This is a genomic window from Pseudoalteromonas peptidolytica (assembly GCF_012641745.1).
Lineage (GTDB): Bacteria > Pseudomonadota > Gammaproteobacteria > Enterobacterales > Alteromonadaceae > Pseudoalteromonas > Pseudoalteromonas peptidolytica.
On record NZ_WEHZ01000015.1, the window covers coordinates 40,625 to 60,207 of the forward strand.

A 19,583-nucleotide genomic window follows, 5' to 3' on the forward strand; every position below is an offset into this window, starting at 1 on the left:
TCTACTTTATGGCTCGGTCGAGTATGGAACTAAATATTACTCATACGTACTATCAACGTACCTAGACTTAGGCTGAACTCTTTATTAAGAAAACGTACCAATGGTACATTTCCATTTCTTTAGTTCGTTTCTTTCGAGCACGTGGCTAACAACCATAGAAGGCTAACTACATAGATTTACCAATTAACTATAAAAAATTGGTGTACCATTGGTACACTTATTTTTGGAGTCAGTGCCAAATCCATTTAAATAGAGTTATCTTTTGAACGACGTCACCCTGTGTGTAGAAGTATACAAAGAAATCAGCAACGTACCATTGGTACACTCAATTTTAGTGTCAGTGTCAAACCTATTGAAATAATATTGGCCACTTAACGACTTCATCCCATGTGTAGATGTTTACAGCGAAATAAGTAGCGTACCATTGGTACACTTAGTTTTGGAGTCAGTGCCAAATCCATTTAAATAGAGTTATCGTTTGAACGACGTCACCCAGTGCGTAGACGCATACAAAGAAATAAGCAACGTACCATTGGTACACTCAATTTTAGTGTCAGTGTCAAACCTATTGAAATAATATTGGCTACTTAACGGCTTCATCCCATGTGTAGATGTTTACAAAGAAATAAGCAACGTACCATTGGTACACTCAATTTTAGTGTCAGTGTCAAACCTATTAAAATAATATTGGCTACTTAACGGCTTCATCCCATGTGTAGATGTTTACAGAGAAATAAGTAGCGTACCATTGGTACACACTATTCAGGCTTGCTATAAGTAGTGGGAAAATAAACAGATAAGCATGGATAGCTTATCAAAATACACGATAAAAAGTTCGACATTGAGATCCATATCCCTTATAGTCTTCGCGGAGTTTTATACCTAAAAACTTGAAATAAGTTTGTAAGATAGTGAGTGACACCCGACGTTTTATGCGTCGGGTTTTGTTTATGGGGTCAGAATATTGCTATGCTTTTTGACATCGCGACACAGAATCAAGGTACTAAAAACCAATTTATAAATTCCCTCTTGATATATCATTTTTTAAAAAACAATGCTGTACCAATGGTACACTTTATTTTTAGAAACAGTTAAAACAAAGTAATGCTACCTCGTTTAATCAAGTTATTTATTTTAACGCGAGAAAACTTTTTGGCCGATAACACCTCTACCCCCCAAAGTACCTACATAGATAATGCAACGACAAGAACTAATATCTTAGAAAATGTAGATAATAATCTGGCTGTTTTACTATGCCTACACTTAACGAGTTTGTATGACTAAGTGACCGAGCTAAATAAACAAGTTTAAGTACTGGGTTAAGAACTAAGTGCATTTAGCAATACAAAGGGCGTATGCCAAAGATTAAAAAAACCATGGTTGGAATAGGCACAATCTTAGCCGTCACTTTTTACCGTGTTATTGATAAAACTTTTATAACGGCTGTTATTTATCTGCATAGCTCTGCTTAGTCGCTAAACAGTATACAGCGGAAGATAACCCCTAAGTTAACAGGGTAGAGTAAGTGGGTAAAAAATTTACGTAAGCGATTGCCATTTAACAAATCCGTAGTGGCTTCAGCCAATAAGATTGCAATGCAAAACTGGCAAAGCTACATATTGATGAGAGCCGCTCTATTAAAACCTGATAATACCAAGAGCCTGACTGAATATGCTTGATGAAGAGAGTTAGGGTTGTAATATGAGGAAAATGAGCATTTCGCTCGTAAAAGTCAACATGACTATTACAAAGCGATGAGTCACATTATGTGATGCGTAAGATGTGATAAAGTTTAGATTAGTAAGAGAGGGAGTTATAAGCCGTGTCAGCGCGACAGGCGCGCTGAATTAAATAGACTACTTTGATGTGAATCGGCCAAAAAGCGCTTGCTCTGTAATTGATGGTGTTCCTTTGCTGATGATCCAAATAGGGTCAATTCTTGCACCTAACTGGCCGTCTACTGTTCGGTCATTGATCCTTGCTCCAATGGTTCCGATATATCGAGCAAATTGACATTTATGAACTATCGCATCTATCGCACTATCAACAAAACGAATAGGCTCACTACGCTTGGAACCTCTTAAATCACCCATATCTAAGACCAGTACACCGCCTTCCTCGAGCATGTGCCAAGCATTAACAACAGCTTTAACTAAGAAGTGATCAATAAACGCATTTTCAGTTTTGTACCTTTTATATGCTTGACTCTCTTCATCAGTATACCTCTCATCGTGAAATGGAGGAGGGCAGAAATACAGTAAATCAGCTTTTTCTTCAAGTATTTCGTACTTAAACGATTCTGCTTGTGCATTATATAATTCAACTTTTTTACTGCGTTGCTTCAATTGTTTATGCATTAGATTACCAGCCTGAATAACTCTATTATCAGGATCAATACCAACAAAGCGTTTAGGGTAAGGGCTGGCTTCAAATCCCAGTAATCTATCTCCCCATCCCAAGCTCATATCGATCACTGATTTAGGTTTAAAGTAGTGAAAAATTGCTTTCGCTACTGCTGGCCTGTACTGTGCGGCAATATAACGTCTTGTGCCTAGCGCCTTGCGTATAACATGTCTGTCAATGAAGGGCGTATCTTGATCCAAAATGTGATTGAATACGGCACGTCTTGACTCTTGGTCATTCCAACTATCTGTAGCGGAGCCTACACGACTTCCTTTGCATGTAAAGCGGATTGCTTGAAAGTACGGATCTGTCGCTCTGCTACCGGTGTTATCAACATCAATGGTTAATAGTGAAATAGGATGCTGGTAGCTCATACGCGCGTGGTTATAATTAACATGAAGTAAACTGCCTGCATCGAGAGCTTTTAGCGCCTGAAAGTCATCCCAAGCTTGCTCTTTGCTAGTCATGCGGTAGGGCACATCTATATTATTTTTCTCAACCAGTTCATTGAGTAAAGATACAAGAGCGGGTCGCTTTAGTTTTCGTTTCAGTAAGCGCCATTCATCCTTACCTATATTGATATGATTGTCACTACCTAGGTATTGTGGCATAAATGCTTGTTCAGTTGGTAACTGTGTTGTTACCTCGTCGTGCATTATTGAACCTTTTGTCCTGCGCCTGGAGATTTGTCTATTAGTGTGCTCTTGATTATTCATATCACTACGTTCACTGGATAAGTGACGGCGGCGAGGTCGACTTTGCACCTCATCAGTATTCAACGCACTTGTTTGATTCTCTTCTTGGTTTAAACGAAGAGAGCGACGTCGATGTCGTTTTTCCAGCGCTGAAGATCCTTGTTTATTATCATCACCCATAAAAACTCCAAGACTCAGTTTATTCGATATTTATAAGCTTAAACTTCAGGCTTTCTGTGTAAAAACGCAACGTATAGCAGACCTGAGAGTAGGGCGGTATCTTGCCACGGTAATGCCTAGGGTGCAATCGTTTAGGCATTTCACTTATGACCTTACTTATGGATCCTAAGGTACCTTTATTAATTTAAGAATAAATTAGCTTGAGAGTGATACAAAGGCCAACTAACTAAACACATTCAAATATCAGGTATCGGAATATCACAATGAACACTTAATAAGTTAATGGAGGATTGCTGTGCAGGCTCTTTCAAAACATTATTACCGCTTCGCGATTTAGGGGGGGTTATAAAGAACCCGAGCGAATGAGACGAATAGTGTTGAGCCTTGAGTAATTCTTTTAGTTGTATCGGACGTCTTTGCTGTACAGTCTTAATGACTTTATTCCAGTGTCTATAAATTGTAGCTCTGGAAATCTGGCAGTGGTTAAGCAGGACGTTGGGGGTAAGAGACGTTAAGGTGTAACCGGCTTTACATAACCTCAGCACTAATTCCACCAAGGTATTTAACGTAGTACTTGCTCTCGCTTTACTGACTTTTTTAGCGCTGATAGATTGGCGACGTTGTTGCTCTGCTGGACTCAACTTTTCTCGACTCTTTAGCTGCACACTTAAGGGGAGTTCTAATTCGTCGGTCAGTATGTCGTTGAGCCGTTTAAGTGTGTATCGGTATACTGTTTTTATTGAGCTTGATAGGTACGCGCTTAATTGCTGCCCAGTAAAGCCGATATACTTATCATTGATCTGAATAATCTTGTCCCATGCAGTTTGTGGAGGCATTATCCGACGATAAATATTGTACAAGTGGAATAGCGTTAAATCGCGTTTACCTTTAACCACTTGCCCGTGTCGGTGTAAGTACACCTCCCAATCTTTTGCCAGTTTAGCCAGTTTGTCAGCCGCGGGATCTCGCGCAATACTAGTATAAACCTTGGGAGTTCTTATATGATGCGCTTTCATTGCTTTAGAGGGCGGTGCGGTGGCAGCGTCCGTTGTAATTGGCACTTTAAACCCTAGCTTTTTTCCTAGCATTTGTAAGCTTGTCACAGGTCCTCCTGTGAGATAGAGCACTTCTCGCGCGGTTTTGTTATGTTGGCTACCCGGCATACGCATTAATCTAGAAGGGTCGTTTGATGCCCCATGGTCGACTTTCCAGTCGTTGTAGCCTAATTTAATACGCCAGGTTTCAAGCTTTTTGCCTAACTTTGCGGCTATATCTTTCCAGCGTTTTAAGAGTGTGAAACGATGGGTTTTGTTCTGTACCAGCTCAGGCTGATCATAACGCCAGTACAGATGAACGCCACCTGAGCCTGTTAACACCCAGTTAGTTGGTGCTGGTAAATTCGATGCACCTAAACAGTCTGCAATTTGCTGATATATTTCCCATGATTGATTGGCTGTGAGTGGAGTATGACCTGCGGTATCAATTTCTAACCAATGAGCTGTCAGCCCTTTTATATTTTGTGTATTTCGCCAATCAAAAAACAAGTTGGGGGTTAGATAACATGCTGTTGTTTCTGTTTTATGTGTCGCTTGATACGCCCAAGCTAAATACTCTTGCCGTGAAATCCGCTTTTTTCGACGAGTCTCATAAGTTGGTTGCCCACATGGTTTGAGATCAGAAACTTTATTGTCAGACAGGCGTGCTCTAGCAAACCAGCGTAGCGCTTCCTCTTTACCAATATGCCAGTCTACGTCAAATTGCTTGTTGGACGATAGATAGTAGCGAGTTGCGCGCGCACTTGTGCCAGCGTAAACGGAGGCTACAAGAACCTTGTCACGTATCATGGATAAGACCTGTCTGTAAGATATTTAATATGCGATGAGCAAACTATCGCGTCTCTGTATTAAGGTCAGTATGCTATTCTTAATAGGCACTAAAAATCAAGAAGAAAAAGCCGTTTTTTAAGGACTTGTTGTATTTATGAGCGATGTATCGATTGCGCGCATAATTATTGTTCTAATTGTTAGTTTTTTATTATTGTACAATATTATTAAGCCGTACTAAATTATATCCCAAGCTAACACATCATACTGCTAATTTAGGTCGTTGCATCCCATCTCGTTGTGATTATTTATGAATAGGCTGTCATGTGTTTATTTTTATTGTACAATAAATTTTCATTTGAGTGCATTACATTTGTTTATCGTAGAATTAAGTAGCACAAGTATGATGTGCTTATGTTAGTAACTAGGGTCTAGCATGACGCTATTAAATAACTTGTTGTGAACTGTTATTCAGATATAACGCCTAGGAGACTATATGGCTGATAGCTATGAGGTATCATCACTTTTACCTGATGACACGTTGCGCCAGATCTTACACGGTTGGGGGTGTCCAGCATTTGCAACGCCTTCGAATGCGAATGTAGCAAATACAGCACAAAGGCAGTATTTTGTACATTTATTTTGTGGCCGCATCCCTACTCAAAGTGAGGTTTTACACGGCACATTTATTGACAGAGTAGGAGATAGCCATCGCGATATGCCGCTTACGCTGGAGCAGCGCTATTTAGGTAGCTTTAACGTTGCGACGGCTGTTGGTGAGAGTGTCATAAATAAAAGTGTCAAATCGACAGGTCGTATATGGCCAGAGCAGGTATCTATCGCTTCAAGTTATACTGCCTTGTCACCGCTTCCCGTTGCATCAATGGCTACGCAGTCTTGGATGTTAGATTGGTCTTTTAAATCAACTAAAACGCTCGTGCTGTCAAATGGGAATCTCGGGTGGCTTAGCCAAGAAGCGCTGTCTGGAGGGTTAAATACCACTGGGGCGACTTGGTTTTATATTTCGGAGAGCGAAAACCGACCTCGCTGGAAAACACGAGTTGTACAAAACCCACACTCATTGGATAACACTGCAGTGATAGAATCTTTGCATGTTGATATGCAAACCAGTGCGTTACCTCTAATTGTCGGAAATGTGGGTGCGATGGGCACTAACTCAGATCTTGAACTGATTTCAGGCGCAACCGGATTTAATTCACATATCCGGATGGCTGGTTTACGTATAATCACAACTTAGGAGCACAATGATGGCGATAATGTTAAATCCTATGCTTGTCTACCAGTCAGAGTCGATGAATGAGGCGACACAGAGCGCGTTTAAACAAAGTGATCCAAATATTGCATTGACACGACTATTAGAAAACAAGCCGGCCATGCTGGTGATTACAGACGAGAATGGTACGGTATTACTTACAACTGTAGGTGAAACCCATTGGAATATGTCTCAAGAAAGACAAGGAAATGAGCATGATTTAAGCGGGTTTTATTTTTATGAACAAATGTCAGAACAAGCTCAGCAGCCCGTGCTGAGCCAGTACAATACTCCCATTAAGCCCGTCCTTCCTACGCTTGTGTTTACGTCTAATGCGGTGTCAGCGGAGCGGATCCTAGCAAAAGGAGTCGCGACAAAATCCTATTTAGTTGTTGATAATAAAGAGTACTTTAGTAAAAAGGTGACTTTGGGGTGGCATGATGCTCTATTCAACGAAGGGCAATTTAATCGAGCGCTAAGCGACTTACCTACCTTAGAACTGAGCATTGGAGAGATAAGTGCGTATACAGACGTAAGACTCACCGAGCTTGAACTTGACCCTGATAGCCACACAGTACATGTTGCGGGCAAAGCGCTCCATATTTGTTTTAGAAATTTGTTGGGTGACTGGACGCAAACAAATACAGAGCTTAAAGCGTTGTTGTCTACCATAGCTGAGCTGGGTGTTGACCAATCAAGCATTGATGCGCAATTGGCTGATACTAATCTGTAATATCAGTTAAGCATTTTTAAAGAGTAATACCAACTTGACTTAATACTTGCTCAATTTGAAGGAGTAAATCTGACGCTAACAGCGTTAAAAGTTTCTTATTTAGAACAACTAAATAGCAAAATTTTTGCCTGGTTATCGACAAGGTTTTCTCGCCTCAAAATAGACTACTTAATTAAGAAAATTGGTATAAACCTGGCGATAGCCGCGTTAAAATTTTCTCATTTAGCGCAGCTCAATAACGGAATTTTTGCTTTATCTACATAGATCTAAATCTTTTGTCGACAGCAGATTTCGGTAGCGGTGCTACCAAAAAAGCCTTCTTGGCTCAAAACAAACCTAGTAGTTAGGCGGGTATGTATAGAATGACATTTAGGGCTGAGGGTAAAGGCCAGTAGCACTATTTTTAGGGGAATACGGTGATAACAAACTACTCAACGGTTTTAAAAACTTTGTTGTTTTTAAATCACTCCAAACGCAGATTGATGCTTTTTTCAGGGGCATTACCAGCTTTTGACATGGGACTATCAGAAGAGGATATGTTGCAGGTTTTAAAAGCACGTAGCAGTGATTTCATCGCGACGTATGAGTTAATTCCAATTTTATCTGGTAAATCTCTGTCTTACACCGATTCGGTAGAGTACGGAACGCCTAATTGGAACAAATCTGCATTAGTTACAAACCTTTTATACAGCCAAGCTAATGATGAAGCGTCATTATCTCACAAAGTGGCTAGCAAGCTTTATAGTGCGAGCGAACCGTTGCCAATACCAACATGGTTTGCTGTTCTTGAGGGTGACTGGGAGCAGGTGGAAAATGTAACCGGTGGCATCGAGTTTTTAGGCTCAGTTGGTGTCGGCGATACTGTTTCTAGCAAGGACTTGCTGGTGATAACTGAGAGTTCTGATCAAGGGCAGGCGCCAGATCCTGTCAATATGTTACCTGTAAGAGTCCCCTTATAAGGAGTATATTCATGACCGCTGCCCACTACTGGATTAGCAGCCAAATGCTAGTCAACTGTCTCAGTGAATATCTGCCAACATTTAAAGACTCAAGCTGGTCTAGTGACCACAATGAAGGCGCGTTGTTTTTGCTCGATAGCAGAGAACCTGAAGCGCTTGCAGCATATTTACGCCATCAAAATGGGCTAAGTAAAACGCAGGTTAATAATATGCTCACGCAACCATCGAAACCAATGGGCTGGCGTGATCGCGCACAAATAGCTATCGATGGTTCTGGTGGCATTACGTTTTCTTGGCCTGATGCACAGCGCTACCTTTGCTACCCTCCGCAATTGGAAGAAGGGGAGGTTAAGTCATTTGCTTTTTTAATGAGTAATACTAGTGATAGGGCTACGTTAGATAGCCAGCTGAGCGTTCGAACACATATTTTTTTCGTGGGTTCAGTTGGTACGAAAGGAAGTGGTGCCGAGCTGGAAATTGAAAAGGTCGATGAATATAAAAATGGTCGACCCTTGTATGTACCAGATAATAAAGTAACTACACCATTTAATATTTATAACGCGCATATTGACCGTCTGAATGCGCCACAGCCGCTGTCTTTAATTGGAACAAATGGTATTCGTGTGGCTAATTGCTCAACAAATCCAAGTAGCAATTATTGGCGTCCATTTAAGGTTGGAGGTGTTTGGGGGACTACGGCGGCCTCTGGTGGCAGCTATGTTAAAGTTGATTTCAAAGAGCCACAAAAAGAAATTACAGGCTTGTTTGTTGAAGGTCAGCTTAATTGGCGTTATCGCTTACCTAGGATAATCAAGGTCTTTTATACATTGGCCGATGGCGTTGAGCGAACAGGTCCCACATTTGATAATACAGGTTCAAATGGCATTGTTACCCTTACATTCCCAGACCCCCTAAAAGGCGTGGTCAGCATGCGATTTGAACTGATCGAATCACTTGCTAAAGACAGAGTCTATAACCGTTGGTCAGGTCGTTACAACTACTACTATCACATCGCGATAGAGCAAATGATTGTACTAGGTTGTGTTTAGCACGAACTTGGTTGCCTATTTCCGTGTTATACCAAGAATGGAGAGATTATGGTATCCACACATTATTGGATAAATAAGCGCAAACTAGGAGCTGATTTAGCTTCATACTTACCTACTTTTACAGGTACGGCTTGGGGAGGTACCTCAGATCAGGGGGCGCTCTTTTGTTTCGATGCTAGGCCTGTTGAAGCACTAGCGGATGAGTTGAGGCTAGAAAATGGTCTTAATGCGGCTCAAATCAATGCTATGTTAGTATCTGGGTATAAGCCTGTATCGTACAGGCAGATGCCTGAATTGGTCGTCAGTGACAACGGTAAAATATCATTTATTTGGCCACAAGAAACGAACCAAGCGATTTATCCACTACAGTTAGAAGCGGGGCCCGTTCAGTCATTTTTTTTACTGATGACAAGGGTAAGCCCGTATGCTTCAGTTGACTCCAACTTAAGTGCTAGGGCTTACGTATTTTTTGCAGGCACAGTCGGTGGCAAAGGCTCTGGCGCCGATTTGGAGCTTGAGGAAATCTCTGAATATGAGGTAGGAGGCGCGCTTTTTATGGAGAATAATAGCATTGATATGCCATTTTTCATCCATCAGCCCCATGCCGATAAAAGTACTCATCCACAGGCATTATCTTTACCTGGTACTAATGGTATGACTACCAGAGATTATCAAGGTGTAAATAATTCGGGGCCATTGTATAGTGGAGCACCGCGTGGTGTGTCAACACCACCTTATTCTGCGTTTCAAAGAAGTTTGTGGCTTTCAAGTGCTTTAAATGGTCATTTGCAGGTTAACTTTGAAACCATTCAGCGCTCTATTTCTGGAATGTATATTGCGGGACAGATAGGGCGACGTAACCGTTGTCCAAAAAAGATAGAGTTTATTTGTATTGATGCTCAGGGCGTATGGCACAGTGTCCATACATTTTTTATTCAAGGTACACGAGGTATTGAAACTCTATATTTACCAGAGCCGGTAAAAAATGTGAAAGGTGTGCGCCTGAAGTTTAATGATGTATTGAATCCTGATTCACATAAAAACCGTTACGGGCCTGGACGAATTTTCACCCGTACAATCGGTATCAGTGATGTTCGTGTTCTAGGTGTTGTATAAGGTTTTGTAGCGGGTTAAGGTCAGGAATACAGAGGCTCTGGTGCGTTTTGCGCTCGCTGAATATGTAAAGGAGATCTCGTGGTGTCCCAATATTACTGGGTTAATAAAAAAAAGCTAGCGACAGACTTAAACGCAAACTTACCAACGTTTGATAAAACACTTTGGCATAATGACCTGAGCCAAGGTGCGTTGTTTTGTTTAGATTCTCGACCAGTTGAAGAGCTTGCAGCGTACTTGAGGCTTAATAACGGCCTTAGTAAAAATGACATCAATTTGATGTTGAGTGCAGGGCACAAACCTGCTGCTTATCGAGATATGCCACGGCTTGAGGTCAATGACGAAGGTATTATGTCATTTAGATGGCCACAGGAAACAGAAGGAGGTGTTTTTCCCTTGTATCTGCACACTGGCGAACTACGATCATTTGTATTCGTGATGACCCAACTAGATGGTGTCGCATCTGTTGATGCCAATTTAAGTGTGAGGGGATACGTATTTTTTGTAGGAACAGTTGGAAAGAAAGGCTCGGGCGCTGATCTCGAAATTGAACACATTGAAGATTTTGCAATGGGTCGGGGGCTTTTTCTTGAGCAGCATCAAGTTCCATTGCCATTTTATATTCACCAACCGCATCAAGATGTGTGTGAAAAGCCACAGCAACTGTCTCTACCCAGTACCAACGGATTAGTTTCGAGCGATTTCACTGGGTTTCGTAACGCGGGTCCACCCTATAGTGGCGCACGTTTTTGGACATACACTTTGCCTTTTCATGCTTTTCAAAGTGGTGGTTTGTGGCTTTCCGACCAAGTGAATGGCACGAGTTACCTGCAAGTTGACTTTAAAACGTTACAACGTACCGTGGTTGGGTTACATATTTCAGGCGAAACGCAAAGACGCAATCGTTGCCCCAAGCAAATTGAGTTTTTATACTCTGATGCAGCTGGTAATTGGTCTAGTGCACACACATTTGTTATCGAAGGCGTAAGCGGTGTGGAAACCCTTTATCTACCAACGCCTATTCACAATGTTAAAAGTATTCGCCTTCAGTTTACAGGTGTACTCGCACCTGATTGGCATAGGAATTGGTACGGCACTTACGATATTATTTACACGTACACCACCGGCGTGAACGATGTACATATTTTAGGTATTGTATAATAGTAAGTTGTAGTTTAGTGGTATGTTGAGTGTAATTTACATTGTACAATACTGGTTGGTGTATATTTTAGTGCATCAGCACGTTTACTTAGACTTGAAATTTTATGATGTATGGCTAGAAACAGTCCACCGAACATAGCTTGCATTGATGAGACACAGTTATTAGGAGATCAGATGAGTGATCAAGGTGCACCAAGGTTAGAGACCTTATTAAATAAGCAAGATCTACAAGAGATATTACATGGTTGGGGGAGTCCTACTTACTATTTGGGAATGCACAAATATGGTAGCTCACTGGCCTCTCGGTACTTTATTCATGCGTTTACCGGGCGAGTGCCAACGCCTGCTGAAATGTACTACGGAACATTTATTAATAAAACTGGAGATCTTGTGTCTAATACCCCTCACGATTTAGCTGATGCCTATCTAGGCTGGATTGGTATTCGAACCGATTTATCAGCTGACGCGCATTATTATAGAGCAGGTGGTAACGCTGATACTGAACCTTCTCCCGGTCAGGCAACTATTGACGCTGAAGTCAGTGGGCGAGTATTTCCCGAGGGAATATCACTGGTAAAAGGATATACACATTATATTCGATTGCCAGTGAAAGAGCACCATGATACGTCTATGATGATGAGTGTAACATTTAGTCCTAGCGCAAAAAAACATTGGCATGGGGGCAATAAAGCTGCGTTAAAGACAGCTCATGATGAGGGGCGGCTTGTACATGGGTTCAAGCCCACCTGGTTTTATATTTCTGAAAACTTAGATTTCCCTGCTAGAGATACGCAAAAAGTGATGGATCGTGATAATCAACATATTGCGACAATTAATTCGTTGCAAAGTACCCACTTTTCTAGGTTAGGGGTCTTGTATGGCCGTTTTGGTTCTGTGGGTAGTGGTGCCGAAATTGAACTTTCAGATGGATATGAAAACAATATCTACTCTGCAACTTTAGTATCGTTGAAAATTAAAAGTAACTAGGAGCTACTATGTCATTGGTTATTCACCCGGTTGTATTGATAGCTGCCGAAAACAGAACTCGCTATGCTCAGCTTTCAATCCATGAATCTTCAAGAGATATTCATCTGACACGAAAGATTGAATATAAACCTGCGCTACTTATTGTTGTGGATGCGCAGAATAACGTTTTAGCATCTACGGTTGGTACGACTTATTGGTCAACAAAGGAACGTTCAAACCTTTCTCCTAGTCAGCATGGTGTTAACTTCACATATCGTACATCCAACGCTGATGCTGTTACTGCTTTTTCACAAACAGTGAATTTGCAACCGCTTACCCCTGCGCTGAGGTTTACGCCATATCAGGATTTCGATGTAGCACTTAGAAATTCGGGCACCATAGCGAATGCCTATTTGATTACCGATAGAAATGAACAATATAGCAGAATAGATATAGAAACCTGGCCTAGTGAGATGTGGCGTGGTGATGAACCGTTTGACGTAACAACCAGTGGTTATAAATACTTAGAGTTAACGGTTGGTACTGAGCAGTCGGATGCCACGTTGCGATTTTCCTCTTTAGACGTTGATCAAAACGATCAAGTCATAAAGTTGATTGAGCCCCATATTAATGTGTATTTCACTAACTTTTTACGTGATTGGTCCAATGCTAAAGCGGAGCTAGAAGCGCGATTAAATAGTATTGAATCGGTAAGCACGACGCAAAGCCCACAAGAGATGTTGGACGCAGGCCTTTAGCCTCACATAGTAATTAAATTTTTGGAGAATATATGTCTACATTAAACACACTGATTAATGATGAGGCGGTTAAAGAAATTGTACATCGTTGGGGCAGCCCTGCATACATTGACACGTCTTCAGAAAACAAAGGTGCACGTAATTATTACTTGCATGGTTTTGTAGGTAGAGTGCCTACCCCAGCAGAATTACTTTACGGCACCTTCGCGATGAAAGAAGGTGATGTCGTTACTGCGGATGCAACTGAAAAATATGGTTTCTCTCTTGATCTTCATTTTCCTCACCTCGGGTCTATTGAATTGTCCTGTGACCATACTGACAACCATTCTCGAGCTGTATTTGGTCAGTCGGTTCGAGCTAGCGGCTTGATACTGCCGGAGGGAGTGCGGTTGGAGTCAGCGATTGAAGGTATGCAAACGCTGCCACCTTTGGAAGGAGTAACGACATCGTGGATGATGGACTTTTCTTTTGACGGGCAGAAGGAATATACCTGGAATGCGGGTAATCGCAATGGTGTTATACAGGCCGGTAGAGAGAACAAACTTACATCTGGTGATCTGCCCACGTGGTTTATGATCAGCGAATCAAGTTCTTTACCAACAATGCAAAGCTACAAAGTGTATGCGCCAAAGAGTGCCACAAATCCTGATGGCACAAAAGTAACAGGCTATGTTTCACACATGTTTTATGATTATCAACCTGAAAGAAGACCGATTATAGTTGGTACAATTGGCCTGGTTGGTAGCGGTGCCGATTTGCAAATAGAGCTGCCAAGACGGGGTTATGAATTTGAAACTATTACGCCACTTTCACTGCGCATCATGATGCAATAGGAGTATTTTGTATGTCACTTATTATCCTACCACATATCTTGGCTGCATCTGAGCAGCCACAGTATGCTACCCAGTCTCAGTTCAAAGATACTTCAGAAGATCTTAAAAGAATGCGGATTGTTGAAGGTAAACCCGCGTTATTGGTGGTGTTAGATGCAGATAAGCAGGTATTAGCATCGAGTGTGGGGTATACCCAATGGTCTTCGGGCCGACCTCAACTGCCTTTAGCTGAATTCGGCGTATCATATACATATCGAAAGGCCGCTGATAAGGGAGATCCAGCTACGAACTTTGATACAGAAGAGAGGCGTTTGCCTATTATGCCGGCACTGCGCTTTAACCCCACCTCTAAATTTGCAATTGATATTCGCAACAGTGGTACCGCAGCACAGGCATTTATCATCGTTGATCAAGACGAAGTGCGTAGCAAGACAGACATTACGGATTGGCCTAATGAAATCTGGGATGGCTCTGCACCGCTGGATGTAGCGCAGCTAACTTATAAATATTTTGATATGGCGGTTGGCTTACACGATTCACAGGCTCCGTTGCAGTTAACACGATTGGATATGAGCAAAAGTGATGTGAATTTACCTCTAGTGAGTAAATTTATCGATGTTTACTTCACCAATATGTTTCATGATTGGTCAGATGCAAAAGCACAAATGGAAGCGGCACTTAACCGCCTTTCCTCTGTGGATACACTCAAAAGCGGTGCTGAAATAGAGGCTTTGGGAGAGTGATTGTGATGGTAGGCATTACCTACCATTTGCGTCTGACGGCTAGGAGACATTATGCACGTTACTTTACGATACAAAGGGATCACGTTACGCGACAGTTGGAACGGTGAGGAGAAGCCTGTTTCTCGCTACCGACAACATTGGGTGAAGGCAAAACAGCACACTACAGAGTTTATTGGCTATCCACAAGAACAGCTATTGTTTTTTGGCGATGCTAATTATTCAGATCTGGCAGTCAAAACTGCGCATACGGCCAGGTGGAGTGTGCTAACTAATTATACTGGTGAACTTCAAGAGCCGGTTTTAGTTGGCAGCTTTCAGTCGCCCAAAGTTAGCTATATATTTATTCACACAACGGTTAATTCAGATCCGTTGCTGTTTAATACTACGTCTATTAAACCTGAATATGTGTTTTTTGACTCCATTGCCAATAGGGATGCACTTTTATATAACACCGCACATATAAAACCAGAGTATCTGTGTAATCTATCTCAGGTTCAGGAAGCTGCGCTTCTCCATGGTACGCATAGAATACAGCCTAAAGTGCTTATCAGTCACGCCCAGGTAGCTTCTGAAGCGCTCTTAACAAGTACCGGTTTACCTGAGCAAAACAAAGTTGCTGTTGCTGCTGTAGAAAGAAGGGCGATTGCTCTACAGCCTTTGCGATTTACTACTAAGGGTAACTTACTGCTGGCTCGATTTGGTTTCCATACTGAGTATTTCAATCAAGCAAACATGGAGTCTGCTCCCTATATTACTTCGCGTGGTATGGATACGCGCTCAATATTTGCAGATGGCTCAGTAGCTGGGCATATGATTCAGTCTCTTGGCATGGATGCGCGTGCATTATCGCGTTTAGACGAAATTAACGCAGCGGCTACGCTTATCAGCCAAGGAGTTGACTCAAGAGCGCTAGCTAAGGGTTACCAAGCAATTTAGACAGAGAGATACACTTTCTCGATATCTGTTGTACAATAGCCGCAGCGAATGTAGACTGCGGCTTTTTTGTTGCCGTAATTGATTAGACTGCGATACTGGCATACTCCAAACCTAGGGTTATCCGTTTATCGATGAGCTTTGAGGCATTAGACGCCAGTATCAGCTTACTGGTTATGCTAGCAAGTATATTAATTACTAGCACGTTAAGTACAGTGGTGAGAGTGTTGGTTGCCTATTCGGCGCCTTTACACAGGCTATGATAAAAGGAGTGATGAATGAAAAGCACTGAATTTAAACGCCATAGAATAGAGCAAACGAATAATGACTTGGTGTTAGTCAAAGGGTTTCCCAGCCGTGAACAACTAACAGATTGGCTGTGCAATACTGCTGCGACAGTGTATTGCTTATTCCCAAGTCAGTTTCAAAGTGAACAAGCTCAGCTTCAGCTGCGCACCCACGTTAGGAATGAAGTCGAAAAACTCAATGTTGCGAGTGTGCGCTGTGTAGCGTTGACGATAGCAGATGACTCGGTTGGGACGAGTTTAGAACAATTCGATTTTGAAGCTGCTTGTGATTATGTCATTGAGATGCTGACACCTATTCAGCCGCAATCTAGCCAGCCGATGACTATCCCTTCTTTTGAGTAGTACTCAGTAAAACACGGAGAATATGATGATTTTTATAACTATTTTGGCTTTTACTGCGCTGTTGATCGCAGGGAATGCGGCGTACTTTTCTATCTTAGGTTTAGCCGCGATGTTTTCTGCCAGCTATTGGCCAGTGGTATTTATGGGGGCAAGCCTTGAATTAGGTAAACTCGTTGCTGCATCTTATGTTTATCGCGCGTGGGATGACGTTAGCAGAGCCATGAAAGGGTATCTTGTGAGTGCGATCTTGGTGCTTATGGCCATCACTTCATTAGGAATATTTGGTTTTCTATCACAAGGTTATGGAGATTCACTCAAGCAACTGAACGAAATAGAGTTGCTTGTCGAGCAAAAACAGATTGAACTTGCCATCGTTCGTGAGGATATTGAGCGTATACATACGGAAATAGGAAATGTACCGAATACCTATGTGACCAAAAGAATTGAATTGCAGCGAGAACGTCGACCTGAACTGGAAGTGTTAGCAGAACGAGAGAGCCGCTTGATTGAGGTGTTAACTCAATTAAACAAACGCATACTTGAAGCCAAGTCACATGTAGGTCCGATATTGTATGTGGCTGATATGTTTAACATCGATAAAGACGAAGCGGTGAAGTATTTTATTTTTGCCATTATTATCGTGTTTGATCCTTTAGCTGTGATTTTAACATTGGCAACCAACGGTGCATTAGCGCAAAAACAGAATGAATCGAAAAACAAAAAGTCGGAGAAGGAGCAAAGCGAAGTGCAGCAGAGTAGTACAAGCGAGCCTACTACCTCTGATCTCTCGACTAAATCTGTGAATGAACAAATCGCTCCAGTATCTCAAAAGCGAGCGCCAGATATTCCGACGCAGGTCCGACAGATGGCAAAGCAACAAGCGCCTAGCATTCAGCAAATGGATGCCGCATTAGCACAAGCCCAAGGCAAATCGGGTTGCTTGCAAATAAATAATCAAACAAAAGAGCAGCCTAACCTAACATCAATACAACGAAACGATAAAGATATCGTTGTACTGGGGGGAGCTAAAGTGCACAAAGCTGTTATTCAGGATATGGAGCTTTCGGATCAGGAAGTTATCATGGGGCTAGTGCAAGGGGTATCGGTTGGTGCGCTTGCATCACGGCTAGGGTTAAATGAAAGTGCTTTTAAAAGCCGAGCAAACCACCTGGTTGATAGATTGAAGTCCTCTGGCTATCAGATCAATACGGACCATTTGTTTGTCTAAATGTGTTAGGTGGCCAACATCGATGATGCTTTTGAGACATGACACAGAGAGGCAGGGAGTTTAGTTGTACAATATTAGACTACCGAGCAGTAAAAAATAGATTGGGCTTTAGCAAATGCTTTACAGTGCACTCGAATAACCGTATCCTTGTACCCAAGTTGCTATATTGTACAACTTAAATCAAACATGAGACTTGAGATATCGCAGCGGCTATTTTGCTGTGAACATAATGAGATAAGAACAATGCACTATTGTATTTTTGCTTTAAATGACAAGCGCATCGTAAATAAAGGACTGATAGCGCAATGCGTATATACGTGTCTGCTTAATTTTGCTAAAAACGTTTGAGGGAGGCAAGATGGAAAACCGATTGCCACCTAGTCAAACCAAGCAAGTACCAGCTGACGACATCACTGCTAGACTGAGCAGTCAAAAAGCAGTCATGCTAAATGCGCGAAAGCAATTACAAAAACACTTATCTAAGGTGTACCCCCAACACTTTGGTAAAGATCCTCGGCCTTGGTCATTGGCTTTACATGTGCAATTATTGCGTAAACTTGAAGGGGAGTTTTCAGCGCAGGTGATCAGAGACACGTTGGCATATGTGGCGCGCTCAAAAAGATATTTAACATGTTGCGTTTTGTGGGGCGTTGGCGCTGCTCGGGTTGACTTGCATGGTAAGCGAGATGGGAAAATCACGCGCCGAGAAATGATTTATACTCTTAATCAACTTGTTGGATTGACTAAGCAGCATAACGCGTTGCAAAGTGAACGCTATGCACAATGGTTAGAGCGTGAAATAGTGCTTGGGATTATGCGAGCAGAGCTTACTCGTAGCGATCTTACCCGTGCTAAGATCCGCAACAAATATGCTAGCTACTTGTTTCGGATCGCGAAAGAAGATAGCGCCGCACAGACATACGAATTGCTGGCTGAAAATGGGCGAGATCTATGTGAGCGTATTGCTCCGCGGCCCTATTTATCTGACTCACTAGTCAAAGTTCACGCAGCTATCAATGACAAGCCCAAGCGACTATCAAAACCGAATATTGGCAAGTCAAAAGGGGGGCTTAAGAAAACAGTGGGCAAACCTACGATACTGATTAAGCGTAAGCGTCGATCTACGACCTTAGCACCAAAGATGATAATTCCAGTCGGTCAAAAAGTAGAGACTAAATAAGATGAATACTGATAATTTTTGCACGTCATTTTATCAATATGGCGATAGCATTGGCATGTATCAACCGACATGCTGTGATGTTACTAATATGAGCTTCAATTTACCCCTGGATCAACACAATGACTCGCTAACACAGCTGAAATTGGTAAGTGATTTGTTTAGTCCGCCACAAACCCCTTCTCAAGATAAAGAGCCTGAGTCGTCACTACACTTTACTTATTTTGAAAAAATAGTCGGTTACTGGCAAGGGGACTATCACCATTTTCTATGTGCTACTCAGCTTAATGACCGTAGTAGCGATTTATATTTTTCAGACTATAGCTAAGTAACGATAAGACCAGCTCCGTAGTGTGGGGTACCACTAAACAGCGATTGAGAGGCTAGGAGCTCAGTCAACAAAAAGTGTACTTTATCCACTTTACGTCCAAATATGTGGCGGAATTAGTGTCGTTAATTAGGACTTTTGTGGACATTTTACTAAGTTCCCCTGTTAACTATCGGCAATATGAAGAGCCTAAATTTTGGGTTGAGTCATTACACACGAACTTTGAAACTTTGGCTGCGGCCACTTCCTTGCCTGTTGCAAGTTTGCGAAGAAAAGATAGAGTAAGAAGCCCTAAAGTGCAAAACCGTTTACGTGACATACACGCTATCTTAAACATCGTCTCGCCCTGTGTGAAGCTGTTTTTAGCTGGTAAGACAATGATCTGTTTATCTCTCATAGTGGCCTTTTTGTCGCGTCGATGGGTTAAATCGTCCGGAACCAGAGGTCTTTTTTCAGTAGATCTCGGAGTTGGTAAAATATTGCACTATGCACCAGTAGCTCGCTATTGGAAGTCGATTCAACGCAATTATCGCTAAAACGTCCTGTCAGAAAGTTTTATTTATCAGAAGGTTATGTTC

The 19,583-nt window shown here is 42.0% G+C and carries 18 protein-coding genes; 16 read left to right on the forward strand and 2 right to left on the reverse strand.

Annotated elements, in window-relative coordinates:
- Window positions 1-1,856: 1,856 nt before the first annotated feature.
- Both F9Y84_RS11305 and F9Y84_RS11310 read right to left on the reverse strand, forming a co-directional pair.
- On the reverse strand, window positions 1,857-3,278 hold the full coding sequence (locus tag F9Y84_RS11305) for a hypothetical protein (protein WP_147391301.1): 1,422 nt from the start codon (window positions 3,276-3,278) through the stop codon (window positions 1,857-1,859).
- Window positions 3,279-3,514: 236 nt separating this feature from the next.
- Complete coding sequence (locus F9Y84_RS11310) at window positions 3,515-5,122, reverse strand: hypothetical protein (RefSeq protein WP_147391300.1); 1,608 nt, start codon at window positions 5,120-5,122, stop codon at window positions 3,515-3,517.
- 475 nt (window positions 5,123-5,597) lie between these two features.
- Between F9Y84_RS11310 and F9Y84_RS11315 the strand changes: the two genes are divergently transcribed.
- The 16 genes from F9Y84_RS11315 to F9Y84_RS11390 all read left to right on the forward strand — a co-directional run bounded on the left by F9Y84_RS11315 (window position 5,598) and on the right by F9Y84_RS11390 (window position 19,541).
- Window positions 5,598-6,359 (forward strand): hypothetical protein, encoded by a 762-nt coding sequence (locus F9Y84_RS11315; RefSeq protein ID WP_128731790.1) that lies wholly within the window; start codon window positions 5,598-5,600, stop codon window positions 6,357-6,359.
- A gap of 7 nt (window positions 6,360-6,366) precedes the next feature.
- Entirely contained in the window at window positions 6,367-7,107 is a 741-nt protein-coding gene (locus F9Y84_RS11320) for a hypothetical protein (protein ID WP_147391299.1), read from the forward strand.
- 416 nt (window positions 7,108-7,523) lie between these two features.
- Window positions 7,524-8,066: a hypothetical protein gene (locus tag F9Y84_RS11325; protein ID WP_147388907.1), complete on the forward strand. Its 543-nt coding sequence runs from the start codon at window positions 7,524-7,526 to the stop codon at window positions 8,064-8,066.
- A gap of 11 nt (window positions 8,067-8,077) precedes the next feature.
- Entirely contained in the window at window positions 8,078-9,115 is a 1,038-nt protein-coding gene (locus F9Y84_RS11330; protein ID WP_147388906.1) for a hypothetical protein, read from the forward strand.
- A 48-nt stretch (window positions 9,116-9,163) separates the two neighbouring features.
- Window positions 9,164-10,231, forward strand: coding sequence for a hypothetical protein (locus tag F9Y84_RS11335; RefSeq protein ID WP_147388905.1), 1,068 nt, complete (start codon window positions 9,164-9,166; stop codon window positions 10,229-10,231).
- A 78-nt stretch (window positions 10,232-10,309) separates the two neighbouring features.
- On the forward strand, window positions 10,310-11,389 hold the full coding sequence (locus F9Y84_RS11340; protein WP_147388904.1) for a discoidin domain-containing protein: 1,080 nt from the start codon (window positions 10,310-10,312) through the stop codon (window positions 11,387-11,389).
- A gap of 174 nt (window positions 11,390-11,563) precedes the next feature.
- Complete coding sequence (locus tag F9Y84_RS11345; RefSeq protein ID WP_147388903.1) at window positions 11,564-12,376, forward strand: hypothetical protein; 813 nt, start codon at window positions 11,564-11,566, stop codon at window positions 12,374-12,376.
- An 8-nt stretch (window positions 12,377-12,384) separates the two neighbouring features.
- Complete coding sequence (locus F9Y84_RS11350) at window positions 12,385-13,113, forward strand: hypothetical protein (RefSeq protein ID WP_147388902.1); 729 nt, start codon at window positions 12,385-12,387, stop codon at window positions 13,111-13,113.
- Window positions 13,114-13,145: 32 nt separating this feature from the next.
- The gene (locus F9Y84_RS11355; RefSeq protein WP_147388901.1) at window positions 13,146-13,946 is read left to right on the forward strand and encodes a hypothetical protein; all 801 of its coding nucleotides are present in this window, start codon (window positions 13,146-13,148) and stop codon (window positions 13,944-13,946) included.
- An 11-nt stretch (window positions 13,947-13,957) separates the two neighbouring features.
- A complete protein-coding gene (locus F9Y84_RS11360) occupies window positions 13,958-14,689 on the forward strand; it encodes a hypothetical protein (RefSeq protein WP_128731781.1) in 732 nt (243 codons plus the stop codon).
- A 51-nt stretch (window positions 14,690-14,740) separates the two neighbouring features.
- Window positions 14,741-15,625 (forward strand): hypothetical protein, encoded by an 885-nt coding sequence (locus F9Y84_RS11365; RefSeq protein WP_147388900.1) that lies wholly within the window; start codon window positions 14,741-14,743, stop codon window positions 15,623-15,625.
- 275 nt (window positions 15,626-15,900) lie between these two features.
- Window positions 15,901-16,272, forward strand: coding sequence for a hypothetical protein (locus F9Y84_RS11370; protein ID WP_125251948.1), 372 nt, complete (start codon window positions 15,901-15,903; stop codon window positions 16,270-16,272).
- A 22-nt stretch (window positions 16,273-16,294) separates the two neighbouring features.
- On the forward strand, window positions 16,295-17,500 hold the full coding sequence (locus tag F9Y84_RS11375) for a hypothetical protein (RefSeq protein ID WP_147388899.1): 1,206 nt from the start codon (window positions 16,295-16,297) through the stop codon (window positions 17,498-17,500).
- A 358-nt stretch (window positions 17,501-17,858) separates the two neighbouring features.
- Window positions 17,859-18,680: a ProQ/FINO family protein gene (locus F9Y84_RS11380; protein ID WP_147388898.1), complete on the forward strand. Its 822-nt coding sequence runs from the start codon at window positions 17,859-17,861 to the stop codon at window positions 18,678-18,680.
- Between the two features lies 1 nt (window position 18,681).
- Window positions 18,682-19,005, forward strand: coding sequence for a hypothetical protein (locus F9Y84_RS11385; RefSeq protein ID WP_128731777.1), 324 nt, complete (start codon window positions 18,682-18,684; stop codon window positions 19,003-19,005).
- A gap of 140 nt (window positions 19,006-19,145) precedes the next feature.
- Window positions 19,146-19,541, forward strand: coding sequence for a hypothetical protein (locus tag F9Y84_RS11390; protein ID WP_147388897.1), 396 nt, complete (start codon window positions 19,146-19,148; stop codon window positions 19,539-19,541).
- Window positions 19,542-19,583: the final 42 nt, after the last annotated feature.